The sequence below is a fragment of the Rubrilithobacter danxiaensis genome, from assembly GCF_047272945.1.
Taxonomy (GTDB): Bacteria; Bacteroidota; Bacteroidia; order Sphingobacteriales; family Sphingobacteriaceae; genus Rubrolithibacter; species Rubrolithibacter danxiaensis.
The window spans coordinates 96,674-118,202 of record NZ_JBKOPS010000006.1 but is presented as its reverse complement, the minus strand read 5'-3'; the positions used below and the strand labels follow the sequence as shown (position 1 = coordinate 118,202).

17 protein-coding genes are annotated in these 21,529 nt (G+C 41.9%); 3 read left to right on the top strand and 14 right to left on the bottom strand.

Features of this window, described 5'->3' with window-relative positions; all coding sequences use genetic code 11:
* Positions 1–6: 6 nt before the first annotated feature.
* Both ACLCDL_RS09225 and ACLCDL_RS09220 read right to left on the bottom strand, forming a co-directional pair.
* A complete protein-coding gene (locus ACLCDL_RS09225; RefSeq protein ID WP_423147999.1) occupies positions 7–3,297 on the bottom strand; it encodes a TonB-dependent receptor in 3,291 nt (1,096 codons plus the stop codon).
* A gap of 193 nt (positions 3,298–3,490) precedes the next feature.
* Positions 3,491–4,642: a FecR family protein gene (locus ACLCDL_RS09220; protein WP_423147998.1), complete on the bottom strand. Its 1,152-nt coding sequence runs from the start codon at positions 4,640–4,642 to the stop codon at positions 3,491–3,493.
* Between the two features lie 133 nt (positions 4,643–4,775).
* Between ACLCDL_RS09220 and ACLCDL_RS09215 the strand changes: the two genes are divergently transcribed.
* Together ACLCDL_RS09215 and ACLCDL_RS09210 are read left to right on the top strand one after the other, a co-directional pair.
* Positions 4,776–5,357 carry an RNA polymerase sigma-70 factor gene (locus ACLCDL_RS09215; RefSeq protein ID WP_423147997.1) on the top strand — a complete coding sequence of 194 codons (582 nt, stop codon included), beginning with the start codon at positions 4,776–4,778 and terminating at the stop codon, positions 5,355–5,357.
* Positions 5,358–5,483: 126 nt separating this feature from the next.
* Positions 5,484–6,500: a hypothetical protein gene (locus ACLCDL_RS09210; protein ID WP_423147996.1), complete on the top strand. Its 1,017-nt coding sequence runs from the start codon at positions 5,484–5,486 to the stop codon at positions 6,498–6,500.
* A gap of 14 nt (positions 6,501–6,514) precedes the next feature.
* Here ACLCDL_RS09210 and ACLCDL_RS09205 read toward each other — a convergent pair whose 3' ends face one another.
* The 10 genes from ACLCDL_RS09205 to ACLCDL_RS09160 form a co-directional block, all read right to left on the bottom strand.
* Complete coding sequence (locus ACLCDL_RS09205; RefSeq protein WP_423147995.1) at positions 6,515–7,360, bottom strand: SDR family oxidoreductase; 846 nt, start codon at positions 7,358–7,360, stop codon at positions 6,515–6,517.
* A gap of 352 nt (positions 7,361–7,712) precedes the next feature.
* On the bottom strand, positions 7,713–8,807 hold the full coding sequence (locus ACLCDL_RS09200; RefSeq protein WP_423147994.1) for an NAD(P)-dependent alcohol dehydrogenase: 1,095 nt from the start codon (positions 8,805–8,807) through the stop codon (positions 7,713–7,715).
* 168 nt (positions 8,808–8,975) lie between these two features.
* Positions 8,976–11,441: a glycoside hydrolase family 3 N-terminal domain-containing protein gene (locus ACLCDL_RS09195; protein ID WP_423147993.1), complete on the bottom strand. Its 2,466-nt coding sequence runs from the start codon at positions 11,439–11,441 to the stop codon at positions 8,976–8,978.
* Positions 11,442–11,579: 138 nt separating this feature from the next.
* The gene (locus tag ACLCDL_RS09190; RefSeq protein ID WP_423147992.1) at positions 11,580–13,862 is read right to left on the bottom strand and encodes a GH92 family glycosyl hydrolase; all 2,283 of its coding nucleotides are present in this window, start codon (positions 13,860–13,862) and stop codon (positions 11,580–11,582) included.
* 520 nt (positions 13,863–14,382) lie between these two features.
* A complete protein-coding gene (locus tag ACLCDL_RS09185; protein WP_423147991.1) occupies positions 14,383–15,015 on the bottom strand; it encodes a flavodoxin family protein in 633 nt (210 codons plus the stop codon).
* A 206-nt stretch (positions 15,016–15,221) separates the two neighbouring features.
* The gene (locus ACLCDL_RS09180; RefSeq protein ID WP_423147990.1) at positions 15,222–16,040 is read right to left on the bottom strand and encodes an SMP-30/gluconolactonase/LRE family protein; all 819 of its coding nucleotides are present in this window, start codon (positions 16,038–16,040) and stop codon (positions 15,222–15,224) included.
* 16 nt (positions 16,041–16,056) lie between these two features.
* Positions 16,057–17,193: an aldo/keto reductase gene (locus ACLCDL_RS09175; protein WP_423147989.1), complete on the bottom strand. Its 1,137-nt coding sequence runs from the start codon at positions 17,191–17,193 to the stop codon at positions 16,057–16,059.
* Between the two features lie 14 nt (positions 17,194–17,207).
* A complete protein-coding gene (locus ACLCDL_RS09170) occupies positions 17,208–17,711 on the bottom strand; it encodes a nuclear transport factor 2 family protein (RefSeq protein ID WP_423147988.1) in 504 nt (167 codons plus the stop codon).
* A gap of 28 nt (positions 17,712–17,739) precedes the next feature.
* Entirely contained in the window at positions 17,740–18,198 is a 459-nt protein-coding gene (locus ACLCDL_RS09165; RefSeq protein WP_423147987.1) for a cupin domain-containing protein, read from the bottom strand.
* Between the two features lie 203 nt (positions 18,199–18,401).
* Positions 18,402–19,385, bottom strand: coding sequence for an aldo/keto reductase (locus ACLCDL_RS09160; protein WP_423147986.1), 984 nt, complete (start codon positions 19,383–19,385; stop codon positions 18,402–18,404).
* A gap of 148 nt (positions 19,386–19,533) precedes the next feature.
* On the opposite strand from ACLCDL_RS09160, the gene ACLCDL_RS09155 reads away from it, so the two are divergent.
* Positions 19,534–20,427 carry a helix-turn-helix domain-containing protein gene (locus ACLCDL_RS09155; protein ID WP_423147985.1) on the top strand — a complete coding sequence of 298 codons (894 nt, stop codon included), beginning with the start codon at positions 19,534–19,536 and terminating at the stop codon, positions 20,425–20,427.
* A 146-nt stretch (positions 20,428–20,573) separates the two neighbouring features.
* Here the strand turns inward: ACLCDL_RS09155 and ACLCDL_RS09150 are convergent, their stop codons facing one another.
* Together ACLCDL_RS09150 and ACLCDL_RS09145 are read right to left on the bottom strand one after the other, a co-directional pair.
* Positions 20,574–21,044, bottom strand: coding sequence for a JAB domain-containing protein (locus ACLCDL_RS09150; protein WP_423147984.1), 471 nt, complete (start codon positions 21,042–21,044; stop codon positions 20,574–20,576).
* A gap of 180 nt (positions 21,045–21,224) precedes the next feature.
* Positions 21,225–21,494 carry a hypothetical protein gene (locus ACLCDL_RS09145; protein WP_423147983.1) on the bottom strand — a complete coding sequence of 90 codons (270 nt, stop codon included), beginning with the start codon at positions 21,492–21,494 and terminating at the stop codon, positions 21,225–21,227.
* Between the last annotated feature and the right edge of the window lie 35 nt (positions 21,495–21,529).

The following is a 21,529-nucleotide window of genomic DNA, read 5'->3' as shown; positions in this document are numbered from 1 at the left end:
ATTCTTTTAAAAAGTTACATCAAGACCAAAACCATAATAAACAGGCGTAGGATACGTCCTTCCGCTGTTAGCACCTGAACTTCCAAGGTTGCTGTCGAATTCTGTAGTTTCGGGATCGATAAAATCTATGGCAGAAAAAGTAAGCAGGTTCTGACCAGACAAATAAGCCCTTAGTTTTTGCATGCCCATTTTCTTGGATATCTTGGCAGGAAGCGTATAGCCTATCTGGAGATTTTTTAACCGCAGGTAAGAAGCATCGTAAATATAAAAATCTGATCCTCTTCTGTAATTATTTTCAATAGATTGGCTTCCGCTTGCTGCGAGCCGTGGGTATCGTGCATCGGGGTTTTGAGGAGTCCAGTAATCCAGCTGATGCTGATATATAACCTGTGAATAGTTAAAATGGAACGGTTCAACCATTTCGCCCCGTAAAAACATACTTCTCTTGCCAACGCCTTGCAGAAACACGTTTAAATCGAAGTTTTTAAAGCCTAAATTATAGGTAAAGCCATAGGTTAATCGCGGAAAAGGATTTCCGAGAACAAATTTATCGTTGTCGTCAATTACACCGTCGTTATTAACATCCACATAGCGGATATCGCCGGGAGAAACATTCAGGCCGGAAGGCTTGGGGCCGTTAGTAACGTCGTCAAGGTTTTGAAAATAACCATTGGTTTTCAGCCCAACATATGAATTAAACGGCAAGCCTTCTCTCAGCAAAATCTGCATCTCATCAGAACGTGTCAGCCGTTCACCTCCCTCAAAATACAGCACCTTATTTTTATTGTCGCCTATATTTAATGACAGGTTATGCCTGAAATTCTTTCCGTTGTTTTTATATCCCAGATTTACTTCCCATCCCTGATTTCGAAGTTTACCGGCATTATAACTTGGCAGGGAAGTTCCAAAAACACCGGGAACAGCAGGAGGAATAAGAATGTCGCTGGTAAGTTTATTAAAATAGTCAAATGAAAATGTAAGTGCATTTTTGAAAAAACCTGCATCAAGGCCTATATTAAAAGTTGCCGCCTTCTCCCAGCGAAGATCGGGATTGGCAAATGAGAAGCCGGTGCCCCCTACTGCATTATTACCAAATCCATATGCATTCTGGTAGGTAAAATAGGTTGTTTGATACTGGTAGTTCCCCACATTTTGATTTCCCAAAATACCATAAGAGCCACGAAGTTTAAGATCGCCAATTCTTTGCCGGTAGTTGCTCATGAAGTTTTCTTCACTAAGACGATATCCTGCAGAAAAGGAAGGAAAAAATCCCCAGCGATTATCTTCACTAAATTTTGAAGATCCATCTAAACGAAAATTAAACTCTCCGTAATATTTATCTTTAAAAGAATAAGAAGCTCTTCCGAAAAGAGAATTCAGGCTGGTTTCAACGGTACGCTGATTGGTATTGTATGAATCAGGGTTTATAATAGTTTCTGAAACCGGAGTACCTAATTCAGCATCTGTATATCTTTTAAAAAGTCCGTTACTCTGGCTTGTGTACGATTCGTTAGAAACTCCAACTAGCACATCAGCATTATGCACCTTATTGAAGGTTTTCGAGAATTCTGCAAGAAGTTGCGTATTCAGGAATAAATTTTTACTGTTCTCGTCGTTTGTATTTCTATCGGCCCCGTAGGTTCCTTTAGGGAAGTAATTTACCTGCATCACCCTTCCAAACTGGTGATTGGAAACCAGGTTACCGCCGAAAACACCTTTTAACTTGAAAAAATCGGTTACAGAAAACTCGGCATTCAGGTTTCCAAAAACATTGTCGTTATCATACTTGCGATATCCACCCTGTTCAAGTATTCCCAGAGGATTAAACTCTGTGAGCACATCATTGGTAAGATAACGGCCTTCATCATCGCGGATCTTATAGATTGTAGGCACCCTGCCTGCATCCACTAATAAGGTGGAAGTTGAAAAGGAGTGATCTTTAATCTCACTTCTTGCATAGGATAAAATACTGGTAAGTTTCAGTTTTCCATATTCGTTAGTGAGGTTAAGACGATAGTTATAACGCTTTAGACCATAGCCAGGGCCAACAAAATTGCTCTGCTGATCAACCAGTCCCGCAGAAATAAGATACGTAGAATTAGCACTTCCGCCCGAAACACTGATATTATGATTTTGCTGCAGCGAGTTTTGCAGAATTGTATTTAAAAACCATTCATTATCTCCCTGCTGATGAAACTTACGGATATCAGCGGCACTGTATATCGGGGGCAATCCGGAATTGACATTGGCTTCATCTCTTAAAATTGCATTTTCGTATCCATGAACAGGTTTGTATAAAATTTTAGGCGACTGAATACCAACTAAACCGTTGTAAGTCACGGTAACAGGAGTATTTTTCCTGCCTTTTTTTGTAGTAATTAAAATAACACCATTGGCAGCCCTTGATCCATAAATAGCCGCACTTCCCGCATCTTTCAGTACGGATACAGATTCGATATCAGTTGGATTTAATAAATTAATATCTCCTCCGACAATACCATCAATAACAACAAGCGGACTGTTATCATTCATTGTACTGATACCCCTGATATTTATGTTTGTTGCTCCGCCCGGCTCAGGATTTCTTTGCTGAATAATAAGGTTGGGAGATACGCCCTGCAGTGCCTGGGTTGCATTAACCGCGGGTTTACCTTCAATAGCAGCTGAGCTTACCTGATCAACAGCTCCAACTACGCTGGTTCTTTTCTGGGTTCCATATCCAACAACAACCACTTCATTCAAAGCAGATACCTGTTCCTTTAATACCACATTGATTTGCGTCCGGTTATTTACATCTATATTTTGTGTAATAAATCCTATATAACTAAATACAAGTGAGCCATTACCGTCGGGGATATTCAGAGAATATTTTCCTTCGCCATCCGTTACTGTGGCAGTGCTGGTACCTTGTAATCTGATACTTACTCCGGGTAAGGGTTCGCCCTTTTCGTCTGTAACGGAACCGGTAACCTGTACAGCCTGTGCTTCCTTTGCAGTATTAGCTATGGGAGTTATTACAATTGTTTTACGGTTGATAACATAACTGAAGGGCTGCCCTTTGAAGCATTGTTTTAAAGCCTCGTCTAATGGAACAGCGGACAGGTGCAGGTTTACTACCCGCGCTTTCCGGAGCATTTTTGCATCGTACAGAATGCTATAACCTGTTTGCTGGTGAATTTCTTCCAATGTTTCTGACAGGGAAGCATTGCTTTTATTCAGACTGATTCGTTGTGCATAAGTTGTAGCAGCTTTTACCTGCAACATTGCCGTCAGACACAAAAAAAACACCAGTTTCATAATAAGAAATAATTTAAGTTTACTGCAGGAGCGATCCCTGCATCTTATTGCAGTAGAATTTTTATACATTTGAGTGTTAGGTTTAATAATTGATTGTGTGATAAATACATCAACAGATCCTGACCCAGCTGATACAGCTTAAGTCCAGGGGTGCGGCAACACTCCTGGTTCTTTTTATCAGGAAACGTATAAACTATTTCATGATAATCAGCCTCCTTCCTTCCATTTTATAGTGTATTGCTCCCGTTAACTGCATATTCTGCAGCAATTCAGTAATTTCTTTATATTTCGAAACTGTACCACCAAACTCCCTGTCTTTTACATCTCCCCGATATTCTACATCCACATCATACCAGCGGCTTACTTTTTTCATAATGTTTACAATATTTTCATTATGGAAAGTAAAAAATCCGTTTTTCCATGCCATTGTTTCCTCAATATCGGCAGCACTCAAAGTAATTTCGTTGCTATTATGTACAGAAACCCCCTGTTCTCCGGGCTTAAGCATGGCAAACTTTTTCCCCTTTACCATTCGAACAGCCCCTTCGAGTAAAGTTGTTGTAACTGCATCGTCATCGGCATAAGCAGACACATTAAAATGAGTACCCAATACCTGAACCTGTGTTCCGTTTGCGTTAACAATAAAGGGATGTTCTTTATTTTTAGCTACCTCGAAATAGGCTTCCCCCGTAATTTCTACTTCCCTTTCTCTGCCGGTAAACACCACCGGAAAACGGATAGAAGAAGCCGCATTAAGCCACACTTTCGAGCCATCTTCCAGAATAACCTGATATTGTCCGCCTCGGGGAGTTGTAATAGTATTATATTCTGTGACTGCAGCATGAACGCTACTTTCGTTTTTATTGTACTGATAGACGAGTAAGCCATTTTTAGTTTTCCGGATGGTTATTTCATCTTTCACTTTCAGATTACCGTTTTCAACAGTGTTCAGTTCAATTCGGCTTCCGTCTGCAAGGGTAAGGTAAGCCTTATTGCCCCCGGCCTGGATTTTAGCGGGAGTATCTTTTGCAAGACTTTCTTTCTGCTGTTTATGTGAATAAAATTTAGCTATCCAGAGGCTGGAAGATAAGGTAATAAGGATAACAGCTGCAGCTTTCCACCACAAATTCGTCCTTCTTTTTACAGGAATCTCCACTCTTCTGCTTTCAGAAAGGCGGGACCATATGCTGTCGTGTATTTCCTGTCTGTCTCCAAGTTCGTTCAGCCACTCTTCATCGGACAGTTCCATTTCATCGCGGTAAGAATTTATTAATTTTTCCTCCGCGGGGGAACATTTTCCTGCAACATACTTTTCATACAAAGTGAGGAACTCTTCTATGGTCATTATTTAGGTTTATGATATTATAGTGTAATTTAATTCACGTTACACACATACTTTTTTCAATTATTTTAAATTTTATGCTGTTTATTTTATTGATTGAAGAATCTGATTTCCTATTTTTATCAACCAAGTATAAATGCCAACATCTTTTTGTAGCGACGCTGACCTATGGAAAGCTATTCGTCGGGATGACGAACAGGCTTTTAATACCCTTTTTGAGCGGTACTGGGTGAGGCTATATAAAACAGCATATCAATATTTAAAAGATGCTGAATCAAGTGAAGAGATCGTTCACGATGTTTTTTTAAGTATCTGGAATCGCAGGCACCTACTGGAAATAGAATCTTTTCCGAACTTTCTTTTAACTTCGGTACGTTACCAGATCTATAACCGGATGCGATCTGCAAAGCTTTCTATCGTTTCTACCAGTGATTACGCTGATGTTGCCAGTGCGTCAACAGAAAATAAAGGGAATGAACGAATAATGTACAAGGAGCTTCAGCAGGAATTACATCACTATCTTAACCAGTTACCAAAACGCTGCAGGGAAATTTTTGAATTAAGCCGTATAGAGCATCTATCGAATGAAGAAATTGCACTGAGACTCGGAATCTCGAAAAGAACAGTGGAAAACCAGATCACCGTGGCATTAAAACATTTAAGGGTATGTCTTAAACACATTGCTTCTATTGCTACCCTGATTATTTTCTTTAAATAAAAATCCGGTATTACAATGTTTACATGCAGCTAACATATTTTCATGTCTAGGATGTGAATGATATCCACGCAGGAAAACAATTAGCAACAATATTTGCTATACAATTCGGAAAGATGTTTTTATATTGTGAGATACCTTCTGTTACTACTTCCATTTGTATACGTTACCGCCCTCGCCCAACAGAAAGAAAGTACTGTTTCGATTAGTTGTTATGTAAATCCCGAACTTTATATTCAGGCAGGTGTTATTGCCTATGTTAGCGACAAAACGGGAAATGTTTCGTGCACCGGCAGATACATACATATTAACAATACAAGCAGAAACTCTTTTTATTATGAACATAACAATCGCTGGTTTGCGGTTAAACCCCAGGGAAAAACCGTTATTTTAATAGCTAATACCCCAGCTGCTGCTTCAACATCTCCTTCCGTTTTAAAACTTAATGTAAGATATACTCCTGATTCATCTGGTGATATAACTACCAAAATCCGGTCCATGGCCCAGATGAATGCTCGAACTGACGAGGCAAAATCCGGCAAACAAGTCGGCACTATTTCACCTCCGAAAGATCCTGACAATGAAACGTCAACAATTGATAAGCCTCAACCGGTAAAAACAGTAGTTAGAACCCCTAAAAAAGAGACCACAAAGAAAGCAGTGACTGCAGCTAAACCATATACTCCGGCAAAAGTGAGTAAATCTACATCTGGATCAAGAAAGAGCACGAAAACCAGAAAGCAAGAAACTTTAAAATATGCTACTACTGCCGGTTTACGTATTGATTTGGGATCCGGGCGTACCGGAACCGGCCCCAACATTAAGCACAAGTTTAACAGAAATCTTGCTATTGATGCAGCATTGCTGTTTTTTGAAAAAAACGTAGTAGGTTTAGGTGGACAATTAGAGCGTAATTTCTACCTAAAAGGCACACCCGGTCTCAACTGGTATGTTGGAATCGGCCCTCAATTCTTATTCGGCAAGGAAAATACAGCAACAGGCTTAGTCCCGGTAACAGCCTTAGAGTATAACGTTCCCGGAACGCCGTTAAACTTTAGTTTTGACTGGCGACCCAGCTTCTATTTATCTCCAGAGACAGATACAGAAACTGCTAGATTTGGATTGTCCCTCCGTGTGGCGTTTTAGTGACTAAATCAGCCTTACTTTAAAGCATTGGCCACGACAGTTGCAAGAGGTGTTGTTGGCCTGCCAATCAAGGATGATAGCTGGTGACTATCATCAAACAAATCTCCTTTAGATGCAGAAACATCCCAGCTGGCAATGGCTTGCGCCAAACCTTGAGGTAAGCCAAATCCGGTAAGAGTGGCAGCATATTCAGTTTCAGATAAGTTCTTGTAAGGGATATCTTTTCCTGTTTGTCGGGAAATTTCAGCAGCTAAATCACTTAAGGTGTAGGCTGTATCTCCGGCCAGTTCATATATTTTACCTTGCTGGCCTTCACGTATTAATACAGCAACTGCCGCTTCGGCATAGTCAACACGTGCGGCGGAAGCAATTTTGCCGTCACCTGCGCTTCCAACAAAAGCGCCTCCAGCCAAAGCCCCCGCAATAGATCCGGTATAATTTTCGGTATACCAGCCATTTCTTAAAAGAGTGAAAGAAATACCCGCTTCTTTCAGTGCTGTTTCAGTTGCAAGATGCTCTTCCGCCAGGCTCAGACTTGACTTGTCTGCATGAAGTAGACTTGTATAAATAATCCACTTTGTACCAGCCCTCTTTGCGGCTTCAATAATATTTTTATGCTGAACTATGCGTTTACCTACTTCGCTTGCTGAAATCAGAAATAAGGTATCAATACCGTTCAATGCAGGTTCAAGAGTTTCAGGATGGTCATAATCAGCTTTACGAACCTCAACCCCCAGATCTGCAGCTTTCTCGGGCGAACGAACCAGGGCAACACTATTCTCAGCTAATAATTTCTCTTTAAGTTTGTTTACTACAAGTCGGCCAAGTTGTCCTGTAGCTCCTGTAATGGCAATTTTCATTATTTTTCTTCCTTTTTAATAAAACCTCATTGTTCCAATATTGTTTTTTGTTAAAGCTGTCAACTAAAATTATTTTTAACGGCCCACTTACCTCCTGGTAAAGGATAGATTCCGAAGCATCCGCTTAGTACGGCTGCCACCTCCGTCTCCTTCCTAGCAACCTCCACCGAAGAAAAAGCCCATTTTACCACTCATATAATTGTTATTCGTACCTGCCGTCTTTCTTGATTTACAAATGGGACAATACGTCCATACTTATGGTTACGCTAAACTGATCTCCCGGACCTATGCCGGAAGGTTAGCTTGCCTATTCTTGTTATTTCGATTTTACAAGTTCTATTCCAAGAATAGTTTATTGTTTTATTGAAGCCATATCAATTACAAACCGATATTTTACATCCCCTTTCAATAATCTTTCATAGGCTTCGTTAATCTGTTGAATGTTTATCATTTCAATGTCGGAAACAATATTGTGCTTGCCGCAGAAGTCGAGCATTTCCTGCGTTTCGGCAATGCCTCCAATCATTGAGCCGGCAAAGCTTCTGCGATATGGAATAAGGCTGAAGGCTGCTACCGGAAGGGGATGTTCCGGCGCCCCTACCAGTGCCAGTGAACCATCTACGCGAAGCAGGTTTAGATAAGCGTTAATGTCATGCTGCGCAGAAACGGCATCCAATACAAAATGAAGTTTGCCAGCGTATCGCTTCATCTGTTCTTCATCTTTTGATAGCACTACATCGTCTGCTCCCAGACGCTTTGCGTCTTCAACCTTCGAAGGCGAAGTTGTGAATACGATAACTTCAGCTCCCATAGCCTTTGCAAGTTTAACTGCCATATGCCCTAAACCGCCGATGCCCACAATACCTACTTTCTTACCAGGACCTACATTCCAATGCTTTAACGGCGAATATGTAGTTATGCCAGCACATAGCAAGGGTGCAGTAGCCGCCAGGTCCAGATTTTCAGGTACCCGTAAAACAAAGGCTTCATCTACTACAATGCTTTCTGAATATCCGCCATAAGTTTGTGTACCCAAGTGTTTATCCGGTGAATTATATGTCCCGGTATTGCCCTCTTCGCAGTATTGTTCCAGCCCTTCTTTACAGTACTCACATTCGCGGCAGCTGTCCACCATACAACCTACTGCTGCATAATCACCTACCTTAAATTTGGTAACATGACTACCAACACTTACTATTTTCCCTACAATTTCATGGCCGGGAACACATGGGTAGATAGTACTGTGCCATTCATTTCTTGCTGTGTGAAGGTCGGAGTGACACACACCGCAATACAATATTTCAATTTCAATGTCGTGTGGTGTAGGATTTCTTCGCTTAATGTTTAACTGATTCAAAGGAGCCTCTGCTGCTTCAGTACCAAACGCCTTGGCATCTTTGGCGTTAATGGTAGTTGCCCCCTCTGCTGTTGATCTTACTGCTTCCATAGTTATACGTTTTTTAATTACTGAATTATAAATACAAGGTTAATCAATTTAAATCTTCACTTTAAATCATCCCAACAACCGTGCTATCTTATTAAAAAAGGAAGAGAATAGAAAATTATTCTCCTGCTTCAAGTCTGTGTTGACATGGTGTTGCGTGTCCTTTCTACCTTATCTTTCATCCTTTATCAGGATCTTTTGATCCATTTGAAATATTGTTTTTAACCTGATATCTTCAGAAGAGGCACCGATCATCACAGTAAACTCTCCCGGTTCAACTACCCACTGCATTTCCTGATCCATAAGCATCAGGTCTTCTGCATTCAAATCGAATGCGATTACTTTTTGTTCACCCGATTTCAGGTGGACCCTTTGAAATTTCTTGAGCTGCTTGACAGGTGTAACTACAGAACTTACATTATCTTTCAGGTACAGTTGAACTACCTCATCTCCTTCCCTAATACTTGTATTCTTAAGGGTAAAGCTTACCTTCACCGGCAACTTTTCCGGATTCTGCTGTAAGACAACTTTTAAGTCGCTATAATCGAATTTTGAATAACTAAGCCCATAACCAAAACAGTAGAGAGGTTTAGCATCCATTTCCACATAATCATGCTTAACAGGAGGTTTGTAGTTGTAGTATACAGGAAGCTGTCCCACTGACTTTGGAATTGAAACCGGTAATCTTCCTGCAGGATTAAAATCACCGAACAACACATCGGCAATGGCATTCCCCCCTTCCTGGCCGGGGTACCAGGCATCGATAATAGCGGGTACATGAACAGCAGCCCAGTTAAGATTAAGCGGACGTCCTTCAATTAAAACAAGAACCACCGGAGTTCCTGTCTTCACAACTTCCTGCAACAGCTGGAGTTGCTTTCCCATCAAACTAAGTGTAGATCGATCAAAACCTTCACCACTTTCCATATCACTCACCTGATCAGTCTCTCCGTTTACTTTTGCTGCGCCTGTACTCTGATACTCTGTCCGGAAATCTCTCGCACTCGAGCCCCCTAGCACTACAACTGCCAGTTCTGCATCACGTGCAGCACTAACAGCCTGTTCTATATTATCATTGGTGGTATCTCTGATGGCACATCCCTTTACATACTTAATTTCCGAACCGGCAGGCAGCTTGGCTTGAATGCCTTCAAGTACCGTAACTACTGAACTTTCAGGTTGCGGGGCGGTGTAATCTCCCAACTGGTTGTATATTTTATCAGCATTAGGACCAATAACAGCTATTTTTTTTATAGTCTTCTTTAACGGGAGAAGATCATTTTCGTTCTTCAGTAATATCAGTGATTCCTGAGCTACCTGCCTCGCTAGTTTCACGTGATCATTGCTTTTTACCTCTTTTGCAGCCATTTTCGGATCGACAAAAGGATGCTCAAATAGTCCCATCGCAAATTTGAGTCGCAACACTCTGCCAACAGCCGTGTCAAGGGCAGCAACGCTAACCAAGCCCCTTTTTACTGCACTTTCCAGTGCTTTTCCATATCCATATCCACTCAAATCAGCATCCAGGCCTGCATTCAAAGCCAGTGAGGCAGCATCCGTTGCGGTAGCTGCTATATGATGGCTGCCTACCAGGCCAGAAATACTGCCAAGATCGGAGACTGTAAACCCCTTAAATTTCCATTGCTTTCGCAGCACATCAGTAAGTAAAAAAGAGTTTGAAGTACAGGGAATTCCGTCGACTGAGCTATAGGCTGTCATTACCGATAGGGCTCCGGCTTTTACTGCTGCCCGAAACGGAGGCAGATAATACTGGTACAGTTCGCGAATACCCGTATTTACGCTTCCCCCATTCTGGCCACCTTCTGAAACTCCGTATGCAGTAAAATGCTTTAGTGTAGAGACAACATTAACACCGCTTTTCAAATCACTGCCCTGAAAGCCACGTACCATTGCCTCGCCCATACGACTGGAAAGAACAGGATCTTCACCATACGTTTCTTCCACCCTCGACCAGCGAGGCTCCCGTGCAAGGTCAAGCACGGGTCCATATCCAATGTGGGCGCCCTGAAGCCTTGTTTCTTCTGCTATAGCTGCAGCCATTTTCCGGATTAAGTCAGGATTCCAGGTACTGCTTTGCCCTATGGAAGTAGGAAAAACGGTTGTTCCAATAGCCATATGGCCATGGGGGCATTCCTCGGCAAGAAGTAACGGGATACCAAGTCGGGTATTTTCTAACGCATATTTCTGGATAGCATTTGTCGCCCGAGCAGCCAATTCGGGCGTTAAACCTGTTTGGAGCGTTTTTTTTGTCCATGGATCAGCTCTTAACGTCGCCCATAACATACCCGGATGCTCTTCTTTTAAAGTTTGTTTAAACTTATCACTAACGGCTACCTTATTGCCTTGTTTGGAATACATTTCCCAGCCCAATAAGACAGACAACTGTCCGACTTTTTCTTCGAGAGTCATCCGCTGCAAAAGATCGCTGATCCTTTTTTCTACAGGGGCAGAAGGATCTTTATAAACTAGTTGGTTTTTTAATGTGTTTTTACCAGAGTCAGTTACATTCTCAACTAAGGGCAGTATAAAATTTTCAGAGTTAGAAGATGGGGAGATGCTGTTTGCATTTGATCGGTAAACAAACAGGATTAACAAGAAAATTAAAGATTTTTTCATCAAAAACGTTTTTACTTTATCGTACAGGTAAAAAATTTGTTCTATCATATTACGCCCGATAGGTTACTGCAGGCATTTATAGCTTCCCATGAGAAAACATCCTTGAAAATTATATTATATATGTCTGGCAATCCCACTTTATCTTTCAGCCTTTACAACTGAACGTGGCCTGTCTTCATGACTAACACCCCAGTTTCCCGAAGGTTTACTACCCATTTCAATAACAAGGTTTCCACCATTAACGATATCCTTGTGAAGTATATAGGATTTTGAATAAGATTTACCGTTCAGCGTGATTCCCTGGATGTACTTATTTTCTGGAGTATTGTTCTTAACCCGAATACTAAAGGACTTTCCATCACCTGTTTTAATAACAGCACTGTTTATTAAAGGGCTGCCAAAAACATACATGCCGTTTGCCGGATTTACAGGATAAAATCCGAGAGCCGAGAAAACATACCAGGCAGACATCTGGCCCACGTCTTCATTTCCGCTGAGACCGTCGTATTTATCTGTATAAAGAGAATCCATGATATACCTCACTTTATCCGCAGTTTTCCAGGGCTCACCTGTATAAGCATACAAGTAAGTAATGTGGTGCCCAGGCTCATTCCCATGCGCATATTGTCCTATAAGACCGCTGATATCGGGCGATGCTTCTTTTCCTAAATCACCCTGGACAATAAAAAGAGAATCAAGTTTTTTGGTAAATGCAGTTTCACCGCCCAGAAGTTCGATTAATCCCTCCACATCCTGCGGCACCAGCCAGGTATATTGCCATGCATTTCCTTCGGTAAAATCACTTTTCATATGAACCGATTGGAAAGGATTAAATGGAGTACGCCACTCATTGGCCGAAATTCTGCCCCGCATAAATCGAGTTTCAGAATCAAAATAATTCTTATAATTTTCTCCTCTTTTACTAAAATATTGGTAATCATCCATCTTGCCCATTTCCCTTGCCACCTGCGCAATACACCAATCATCTATGGCATACTCCAGTCCCATTGACACAGATTCAACAGTACTATCAGCTGGTATGAAGCCTAGTTTTTTCACATATTTAACTCCACGTTCATCCAACAATGCAGTAGTTTTCATTGCTTCAAAAGCCAGATTAGCATCAAAACCGTGAAAACCCTTCAGGTAAGCATCGGCAATAACAGGCACTGCGCTATACCCTACCATTGTATTAGTTTCATTGCCCATCAAATGCCATACCGGCAACTTCCCCTGCTGCTTGTAGATGGCGAGCATCGTATTGACCATGTCATCTTCTTTATCGGGATGAAGAATGGTGAATAAAGGATTGGCTGCCCGGTAAGTATCCCAGAGAGAAAAGGTAGTAAGATTCGTAAATGGAGCCTTTTGATAAACATTCTTGTCGGTGCCCCGGTAGTCGCCATTATGATCATTAAAAATTGAAGGTGCAATCATGGTGTGATATAAGGCAGTATAGAAGATACGCTTAGATGAAAGGTCGTCTGTTTCTATAGTAACCTTTTGCAGTTCCCGGTTCCATGCAGCTTCTGCATCTGCAACTTTTTGATCAAAGTTCCATTCTGGTATTTCCGCCCTGATATTCATAGCTGCATTTTCTTTGCTTACAGGAGATATACCAACCTTTACCATAATTTTCTGATCTTTTTTTGTCGGGAAAACAGCCAGTGCTTTTACTTTCTTTCCTTTTAGCATTATTCCCTGCTTTTGTTCCGTGCTGTCAAACAGTGAAATTGTATTGATAGGTTCAGAAAATACTGCTGTAAAAAAAATACGCTGATCTGTCGCCCAACCTTTAGAAAACCGGTAGCCCGAAATAGTGGTATCATTTACCTTATGGATAAAAGTTTCAACAGGCATATCCCAACCTATTCCCTCCTGGAGATCGATAAGGATTTTACGTTCTGATGATCCTTTGAAAGCATAACGATGAAAACCAACCCTTTCTGATGCCGTTAGTTCGACATCAACGTTGTACCTTTTCAAATGTACCGCATAATAGCCCGGACGAGCCTTTTCTTCTTTGTGTGAAAAGAGCGAGTAATACCCGCTTTCCGGCTTTCCGGGTATGCCTTTCATCATTTTTACGTCTCCGCTCAGCGGCATAAAAGAAATATCTCCCAGGTCTCCAATTCCGGTTCCACTTAAGTGAGTGTGAGAAAAACCGATAATCGTGGAATCTGAATAATGATATCCGGAGCACCAATCCCAACCCTCAGACCTGTTGGTCGGACCAAGCTGAACAGCCCCAAAAGGCACATTTGCCCCCAGAAAAACATGACCATGTCCTCCCGTTCCAATATAGGGATCTACATACTGCGTGAAGTTTGTTGATGAATAACGTTTTTTCATGCGTTGCGGCGCACATCCGCTCACAACCACTAGTAAACAAATTATTGAGCAATGAATTATTTTTTTCATTAATTGTTGTTTCATTTATCCTATTTATCGTGCTATTATATGATATTTTTTTTGGTTTGAAGAGTATAATTTCCCGATTATTCCTTTTCAAACAAACACGAGATTATGAGAGGGAGCAGAAATATAAAAATTAAGTACTTTCGAATATTTTATTAAATTCTTATCTCTTCTGTTACTTTCCGATACAAAAGATACTAATTACTTAATTATCAATAGTATAGCAAAAAAATAGGTACAAAATAAGTATACGATTTTCTATTTTACCATAATAAACTGATATACAGACACTTATAGAGCAATTTTACCATTTTAGGGCCGGACAAAAAGTAAGGCTGCTCCTTCTGTAGTTGAAACATAGTAAAAAAGCGCGTTTTGGGGCCTTGGAAGCATAAATCGTAGATTTGCTGAATTTCGAGTAAAAGAGGCTCATATTAGAGAACATACTAACGGCTATCATTATGAATGATATCGCTATTTCTTTATAAAATAAGTTCCTCTCCGGATGTCTTATGTTTTTCGATCAGCGGGTATTTAGCAGCCCGACTTTTTGCAACCATTTCTTGACTTGAATCCGGGCCTGCTTTTCTTTTTCGCCTTTCATTACAAAATAAATTCCGTCTCTTTCCACACCGCCTTTGATTGAAAAGCCTTCCAAGACAGTGCTGTTCGGACACAACTCTTTCACTGTTTGAAAACCGGTTCCAACACCATACCCCGCGTTGGTATTAAATGGGATGATGGTTTTCCCGGTCAAATCATATTGCTTCAAAAAACTTTTCATTGGCGGTGGCAACTGCATTCCCCAAGTCGGGAAGCCCACAAAAATCAGCTCATATTGTTCGATGCCGACAATCTTAGTTTTGAGCGCCGGCAAATACCCCTTCTCATTTTCCCTCGCCACTTGGTCAACCGTTGCTTTATAGTCGTCCGGATATGGCGCTGCCAATTCCAATGCTACTAATGTTCCTCCCGCTTCTTGATGGATCATATCTGCTATGGCTTTCGTGTTTTGTGTTCGGGACAAGTACACAATCACTATGTTTTTATCAGCCGGCAAGACTCCTTTTTCCGCCGGTGGTTTCTGAGCTTGGGAGCAGCCGGAAAATATGCTAATCGCTGTCATCATAACCCAAATCGCTGTCATCTTTTTCATTTCATTTAAACTTGTCTATTTGCAAACGTCCGGAGTATGATAGGATTTTAGGTAGATGGATGACCGGAATTCAAAACCGGTATTACCGAATCGAGACCTGAATGCCATTTTTCAAGGCTCGACAGACTCCGGTAATTGAAGAAACATCAAACTCGTCTTTTTTTATAGAACTGAATTTAACAGGAGTGCGACAGAAAGCTAAAATTTTACCGGTTAGATGCCCATTTTAGTTTATATGCGATAATACGGTTGGTTCCAAATGAGGGAACATAAAGTGTTTTTGTTTCGTCGTTATAACTAATATCGTTGGCCATTATGCCATTAGCGCGGCTATCCAATAAAACCCGGTTTGTTCCGTCTTTACTTACATAATATAAAATGCCCTTGTAGTTGCTGAGCACAAATTCATTTTCTGCTACCCTCACAATACCGTCAAGTCCGCTCTCAAAGCCGTCGGCGATTTTCGTGATTTCTTTGTTGGCACTCACTTTTTGGAAAGTTGTTGATCCTGCTACGTACAAATCGTTGCTTACCGTCAATAAACCGTTGGCCCCCGGGATATTTTCTAAGAAAAGAGCGGGTTTGTCTCCCTCTATCCTATATACCTTACCTGTCCGTGTGTCGCTTACATAAATAACTCCCTTTGAATCCGCGGCAAGATCGTTCAACATTACGGCTCCCTCGACCGGAATGCGTTTTAAAATTTTACCGGTAGCAACATCCACCACAGCGATGGAGGAAGTTTCGGCGGTATAGAATTTACCGTTAAACAAAGCCGATCCTTTGTTCGAGTTGAGACCGGTTACCCAGTCACTTTTAATCACTTTTCCATCCGGCCCCATCCGTACGACAGAACCGGAATTCATGCTTGATACGTAAAGCGAGTTTGATTTTGAATCGTAGAGCACCGATTCAGGGCCTTTCAATGTGATCGAGTCGGATTCCCACAACTTTTCCAAAGCATGCTGAGCAAATAAGGGAGAAAAGGCTAGTACTATGATTGCTAATAACAAGGATTTTTTCATAATAACCATGTTTAGTTTATTTCTTCTTTGGTGCTTCAACTCCCGAGAAGGCTAGGACTGCCTCCGGTAAACGCAGCCCCTTGATCTCAATGGCCCTAACGGCTGAATTCAGCGCGGTGAGTTCAGAGGTTGTAAATTTCACGTTATATGCGTTACTATTCTGCTGCATGTGAGCCATATTAGTTGTCCCCGGTATCGGAACAATCCAAGGCTTCTGCGCCATTAGCCAGGCAATGGCGATTTGAGCAGGTGCAACTTGCTTTCGTACGGCCCAGGTCTTTATCAAATCGACCAGCTTCATATTGTGAACGAGGTTTTCCGGAGAGTATCGAGACGTACCTGCACGGATGTCGCCGGGCGCAAATGTTGTATTTTCATCAATCCATCCGGTTAACAGTTGGCAACCAAGTGGCCACCAAGGTACAAATCCAACTCCTAACTCCTCACAAATAGGAATTACATCCTTTTCCGGTCCTCGCCAAATCATGGAGTATTCGTTTTGAATGGCAGTCAACGGTAATGTGACATGAGCACGCCGGATTGTTTGAAGCCCCGGTTCGGAAAGTCCCCAGTGCAAGACTTTGCCCTGATCCATTAGATCCTTGATCGCTCCTGCCACGTCCTCGATCGGCACTTCGGGGTCAACGCGATGCTGGTAGAGCAAATCAATGCGGTCGGTGCGAAGGCGCTTCAGGCTCCCCTCCACCGCAAGTTTAATGTGATCGGGCTTACTGTTAAGCCCGGGAAACCGCTTCCCGGTTTGTAGGTCGATGTTCCACCCGAACTTGGAGGTGATGACCACTTTATCCCGAAACGACAGGATCGCCTCACCTAGGATTCTCTCGTTTTCGTGCGGCCCGTAAGCCTCCGCGCAGTCAAAAAATGTTATGCCATGGTCGTAAGCGGCACGTATGATTTCGATCATTTCGGGACGGTACGGCACGATCGTATTGTGCTTGCGATGCATATTCTGCACGCCAAGGCCAATGCTTGATACTTCCAGTTTCCCAAGCTTCCGTCGTCCCGGAGCCACTTTTTTTAAATTATTTTGATCGGTCTGTTCTTGTGCCAGCAACTCAGCGCTAGCATTTGAAGCCAGCAAAGAACCTCCGGCTAATGTTAAACCTGTTTTTAAAAGATTACGTCGATTCATGTCTAAAGTGTCTGTTAGTGCTGCTGATTGTTATTACTGTTATTTATCTTTAGCGGTCTAACCAATCTTGAAAATATTAGTGAGCCCATTTTCCATTTCCCGTTCTCTTTAACATATACTTCAGTAACCATGAACGGGTTAACAAGTTCGTTTCCGCCGACTATAGCCACTAAGTCGATGTCGTTTAAAAGAATGGCGGTGTTACCGATAAAATTTACGGCAGCCGAGTAAACCGCTGCTTTCTTGTACCAAATACCGCCGCTTTTTATGACGTTAAGTTCTTGGGCCTTTCCCCAACTTCCGCCCATATGAACAAATACACTCTCTTCATGAAACAATCCGTGCAAAGACTCTACGTTCTTATCTGCCATCCATTCCCACTTGGTTTTGGAAAGATCAAGTATCTCCTGTTCTGCCTTGGTAGGGCTGTCCGTTGTTGAACCCGGTAACTTGGCCTGAGCAAATGACAGCTCCACAGTGGAGATAAACAAGAACATTCCGATAATAGCTTTTTTCATAATCTTAAGTTTTCAGTTTATATCTGATCTAATTTTTTGCGCTTTTGTATTCCTCATCAGTAACCCTTTTTCCCCAGATTGTTTTTCCCTTCTGAGCGGGGGTAGTACCGATATAAGCAAAGCTGCTTTGTGGAGTTGCACCATGCCAATGCTCCACTCCCGGAAGACATTTGATCACGTCCCCTTTACGAACTGTCTGTTTAGGCTTTCCTTTTTCCCGGTAATAACCGGTACCCTCTGTGATTAACAGGATTTGTCCGGCAGGATGAATATGCCAATCCAATTTTGCACCGGGTGCAAAGGTGGCAACAGCAATGCTGTAGTTAAAGATACTATCAGGTTCACTCAGTTCATTCAGCCAAACTGTTCCTGTGTGGTTATTTACGGTAGCAACTTCACCTTTTGGGAAAATTTCGGACTCTTGGGCCATCGCTTGGGTAGACATAACTACCATGAATAAGCAGGCAAAATACAATAGTTGTTTCATCACTTTTTTTAGGGTTAATTGATTCAAGTTTATTTAAAATATTTCTTTTCCTGGTTATTAGAAATACAAAGGTCTAACCTTTTGTTCGCCGGGGTAGGATATAGATTACGGATTTGTGAACCATTTTTACTGAATAACCGCACCGAGCCCGTACTTCTGTCGAAAAAACAAACACAGATAATTTCTGATATCTAATTTCAACGCTAGCGTCCCACTCGCTTTTGCAGATGTTCCGGGTAGCGTGCACCCTGCACTTCGACTTGTGCAACCGCCTTATTGATCTCTTTTAGGTCACTATCTGTTAATTCAATTTCAGCAGCAGCAATGTTTTCCTTCAGACGGTGCAACTTTGTTGTACCCGGAATAGGAACTATCCAAGGTTTTTGAGCCAGAAGCCACGCTAACGAGATTTGAGCAGACGTTGCATTTTTTTCGTCCGCAATCTTTGCGAGCAAATTAACCAAAGCTCGGTTGGCTTTCCTGTTCTCCTCAGAAAAGCGCGGAACAATGTTTCGGAAATCTGTCGCGTCGAAATTGGTATTTTCGTCTATTTTACCTGTCAAAAAACCTTTGCCAAGTGGGCTGAAAGGCACGAAGCCAATTCCCAATTCTTCCAGTGTCGGCAGTATTTCTTTTTCCGGCTCTTGCCACCAAAGTGAGTACTCGCTTTGCAATGCGGCTACCGGTTGAACAGCGTGTGCCCTTCTGATCGTGTCAATACCTGCTTCCGAAAGACCAAAATATTTGACCTTGCCTTCTTGAATCAGTTGCTTCACTGTGCCTGCAACATCTTCGATCGGAACATTGGGGTCGACCCGATGCTGATAAAGCAAGCCAATAACATCTGTTTTCAAACGCTTAAGAGCCGCGTCGGTAACTGCTCTTATATTTTCCGGTGTGCTGTCCATCCCCAGTTCAGTTTTGCCTCCCTTGAAACCAAATTTGGTTGCAATCACCGCCTCGCTTCGAACTTCCTGCAGTGCTTCTCCCAGCAGTTCTTCATTCTCAAATGGGCCGTAGGCTTGGGCAGTGTCGAAGAAGGTGACTCCCGATTCAAAGGCTTCTCGGATTAGTTGAACTGCATCTTTTTTATCCGTTGCCGGTCCATAGCCGAAGCTCAGTCCCATGCAGCCTAGGCCGAGAGCTGAGACCTCTAAACCACTATTACCCAATTTTCTCTTTTTCATAGTCATTAGTTTTCCATTCAAAGGTCCTACCTTTTGTTTGCCTAAACCGGATACAGATTACGGATTTTCAAACCAATATTACAGATCAGGGAAAGAGAACATTTACAGCATGGATAAAGTAGTAACTTTGGTTTAAATATTTAGGGATATGGACATGAGACGCTTCAATACAATCAGCGAGTACAACGCGTTTAATAAAAATGAGACGAAACACCCGTTGGTGAGTGTTGTGGATTTATCGAAGGCAGACCCAAGACAAGGCTCCCGCATGTATTTCGGTTTTTATACCATATTCCTCAAAGACGTGAAATGCGGAGATCTGGTGTACGGACGAAATACCTATGACTACCAAGAAGGGACTTTGGTTTTCCTTGCTCCCGGTCAGGTAGCCGGTATAAACAGCAACGGGGATATCTATCAGCCGAAAGGATATGCGCTTGTCTTTCATCCCGATTTAATTCATGGCAGTTCTCTCGGTCGTCGCATACGAGATTATACTTTCTTCGGGTACCACTCAAACGAGGCACTTCATTTATCGGAACGCGAAAGGAAGATCATCTTAGATTGTTTTTCGAAAATCGAATACGAATTGGAACACGCGATCGACAAACACAGCAAAAAATTGATTGTATCCAATATCGAATTGTTTCTTGATTATTGTGTCCGCTTCTATGATCGGCAATTTGTAACGCGAGACACTGTACACAGTAGTATTTTGGATAGGTTTGAAGCCCTGTTGAACGATTACTTTCAGTCCGAAAAACCGCAGACGGTCGGATTACCGTCCGTTGCTTATTGCGCTGACGAACTATATTTGTCGGCGAATTATTTCGGTGATCTTGTTAAAAAAGAAACAGGCAAGACTCCTCAAGAGTATATACATTTCAGATTAATTAATGCTGCCAAAGAGAAAATGTTTGATGCGAACAAAAGCATCAGTCAGATTGCGTACGAATTGGGCTTCAAATATCCTCAGCACTTTGCCCGCTTATTCAGGCAACAAGTAGGGTGTTCCCCCGTAGAATTCCGATCTCGTAATTGAAGTAAGTGAAACAAGCCCGATTGGACAGCAAGCAGGTATGGACATTAAAGCTTCTTTATCTTAAAAAGTCTTATTATATCTGAAATAAGCTACTTTTTGCAAATTTATTCCCGGGAGGCTCGATAACAAAAAAGGGGTCTCCCCCCTTAAATCATTCCTTCGTCTGCAAAAGAATAATAACCTTCTGAAGAAATGATGACATGATCAAGGACTGCTATATCGAGTAGATCTCCTCCATGTTTAATTTTTTGTGTCAGCGTTATATCTGCCTGACTTGGTTTCAAGTTTCCTGACGGATGATTGTGTGATAGAATAATTGAAGCGGCACAGGCTTTTAATGCAGTGCTGAAGATAAGCTTTGGACCTGCTATTGTTCCGGCCATCCCTCCTTTTGATACTTCATAAATGCCAAGCACTTTATTCGCCCTATTCAGAAGCAATATCTTGAATTGTTCCTGCAGTTCCAGGATGTCGATGTCCCAGTTATTTATCAGAATGTTATAGACGTCACCGGATCCGCAAACCTTTAATCTTTCGCTCGCCTTTAATTTCGGTTGATAGGTAATATTGATTTCTGATACTCGGAACAATGAAATCGTACTTTGAAGCTTTTCCATAACTTAAGATTTAATAGTGATTAAATGAATTAATTATGGCGCTTTCAAGTCGCTGTCCTTCACTAAGGGCAAGGTGGAGATTAAAAAAATGCGGAGGGCTCCCCTTGGGATACCCCTTTTTTTAATACTACCTTGGCGAAGCACACCCATGTGAAGGACAGGGACTAACTTTGTGGCGTATTAATGAGATGACCTCTCTTTCTTTTCTTTTAATCGGTCTGCCTTCTTCCTTGCTTCTTTGGCCTGCTCTTCTTCCCTCATAGCTATGATTTCTGCATCATGCACCTGCTGCTGATGTTGCTCCATACGCATAACGGAATCTCTGATCCCCTGAACATCCTCATTATATAGACGATCAACCCGTAGAGCTTCATTCGGGTAGAGCTGCCGCATTATCCTGTATTTCCAGGAATTAGCTAAAAGTTCCGAATTCCTTTCCCAAAGACTCATCGCCGAAATACTCGCAATGGTCAACACGGACAAGG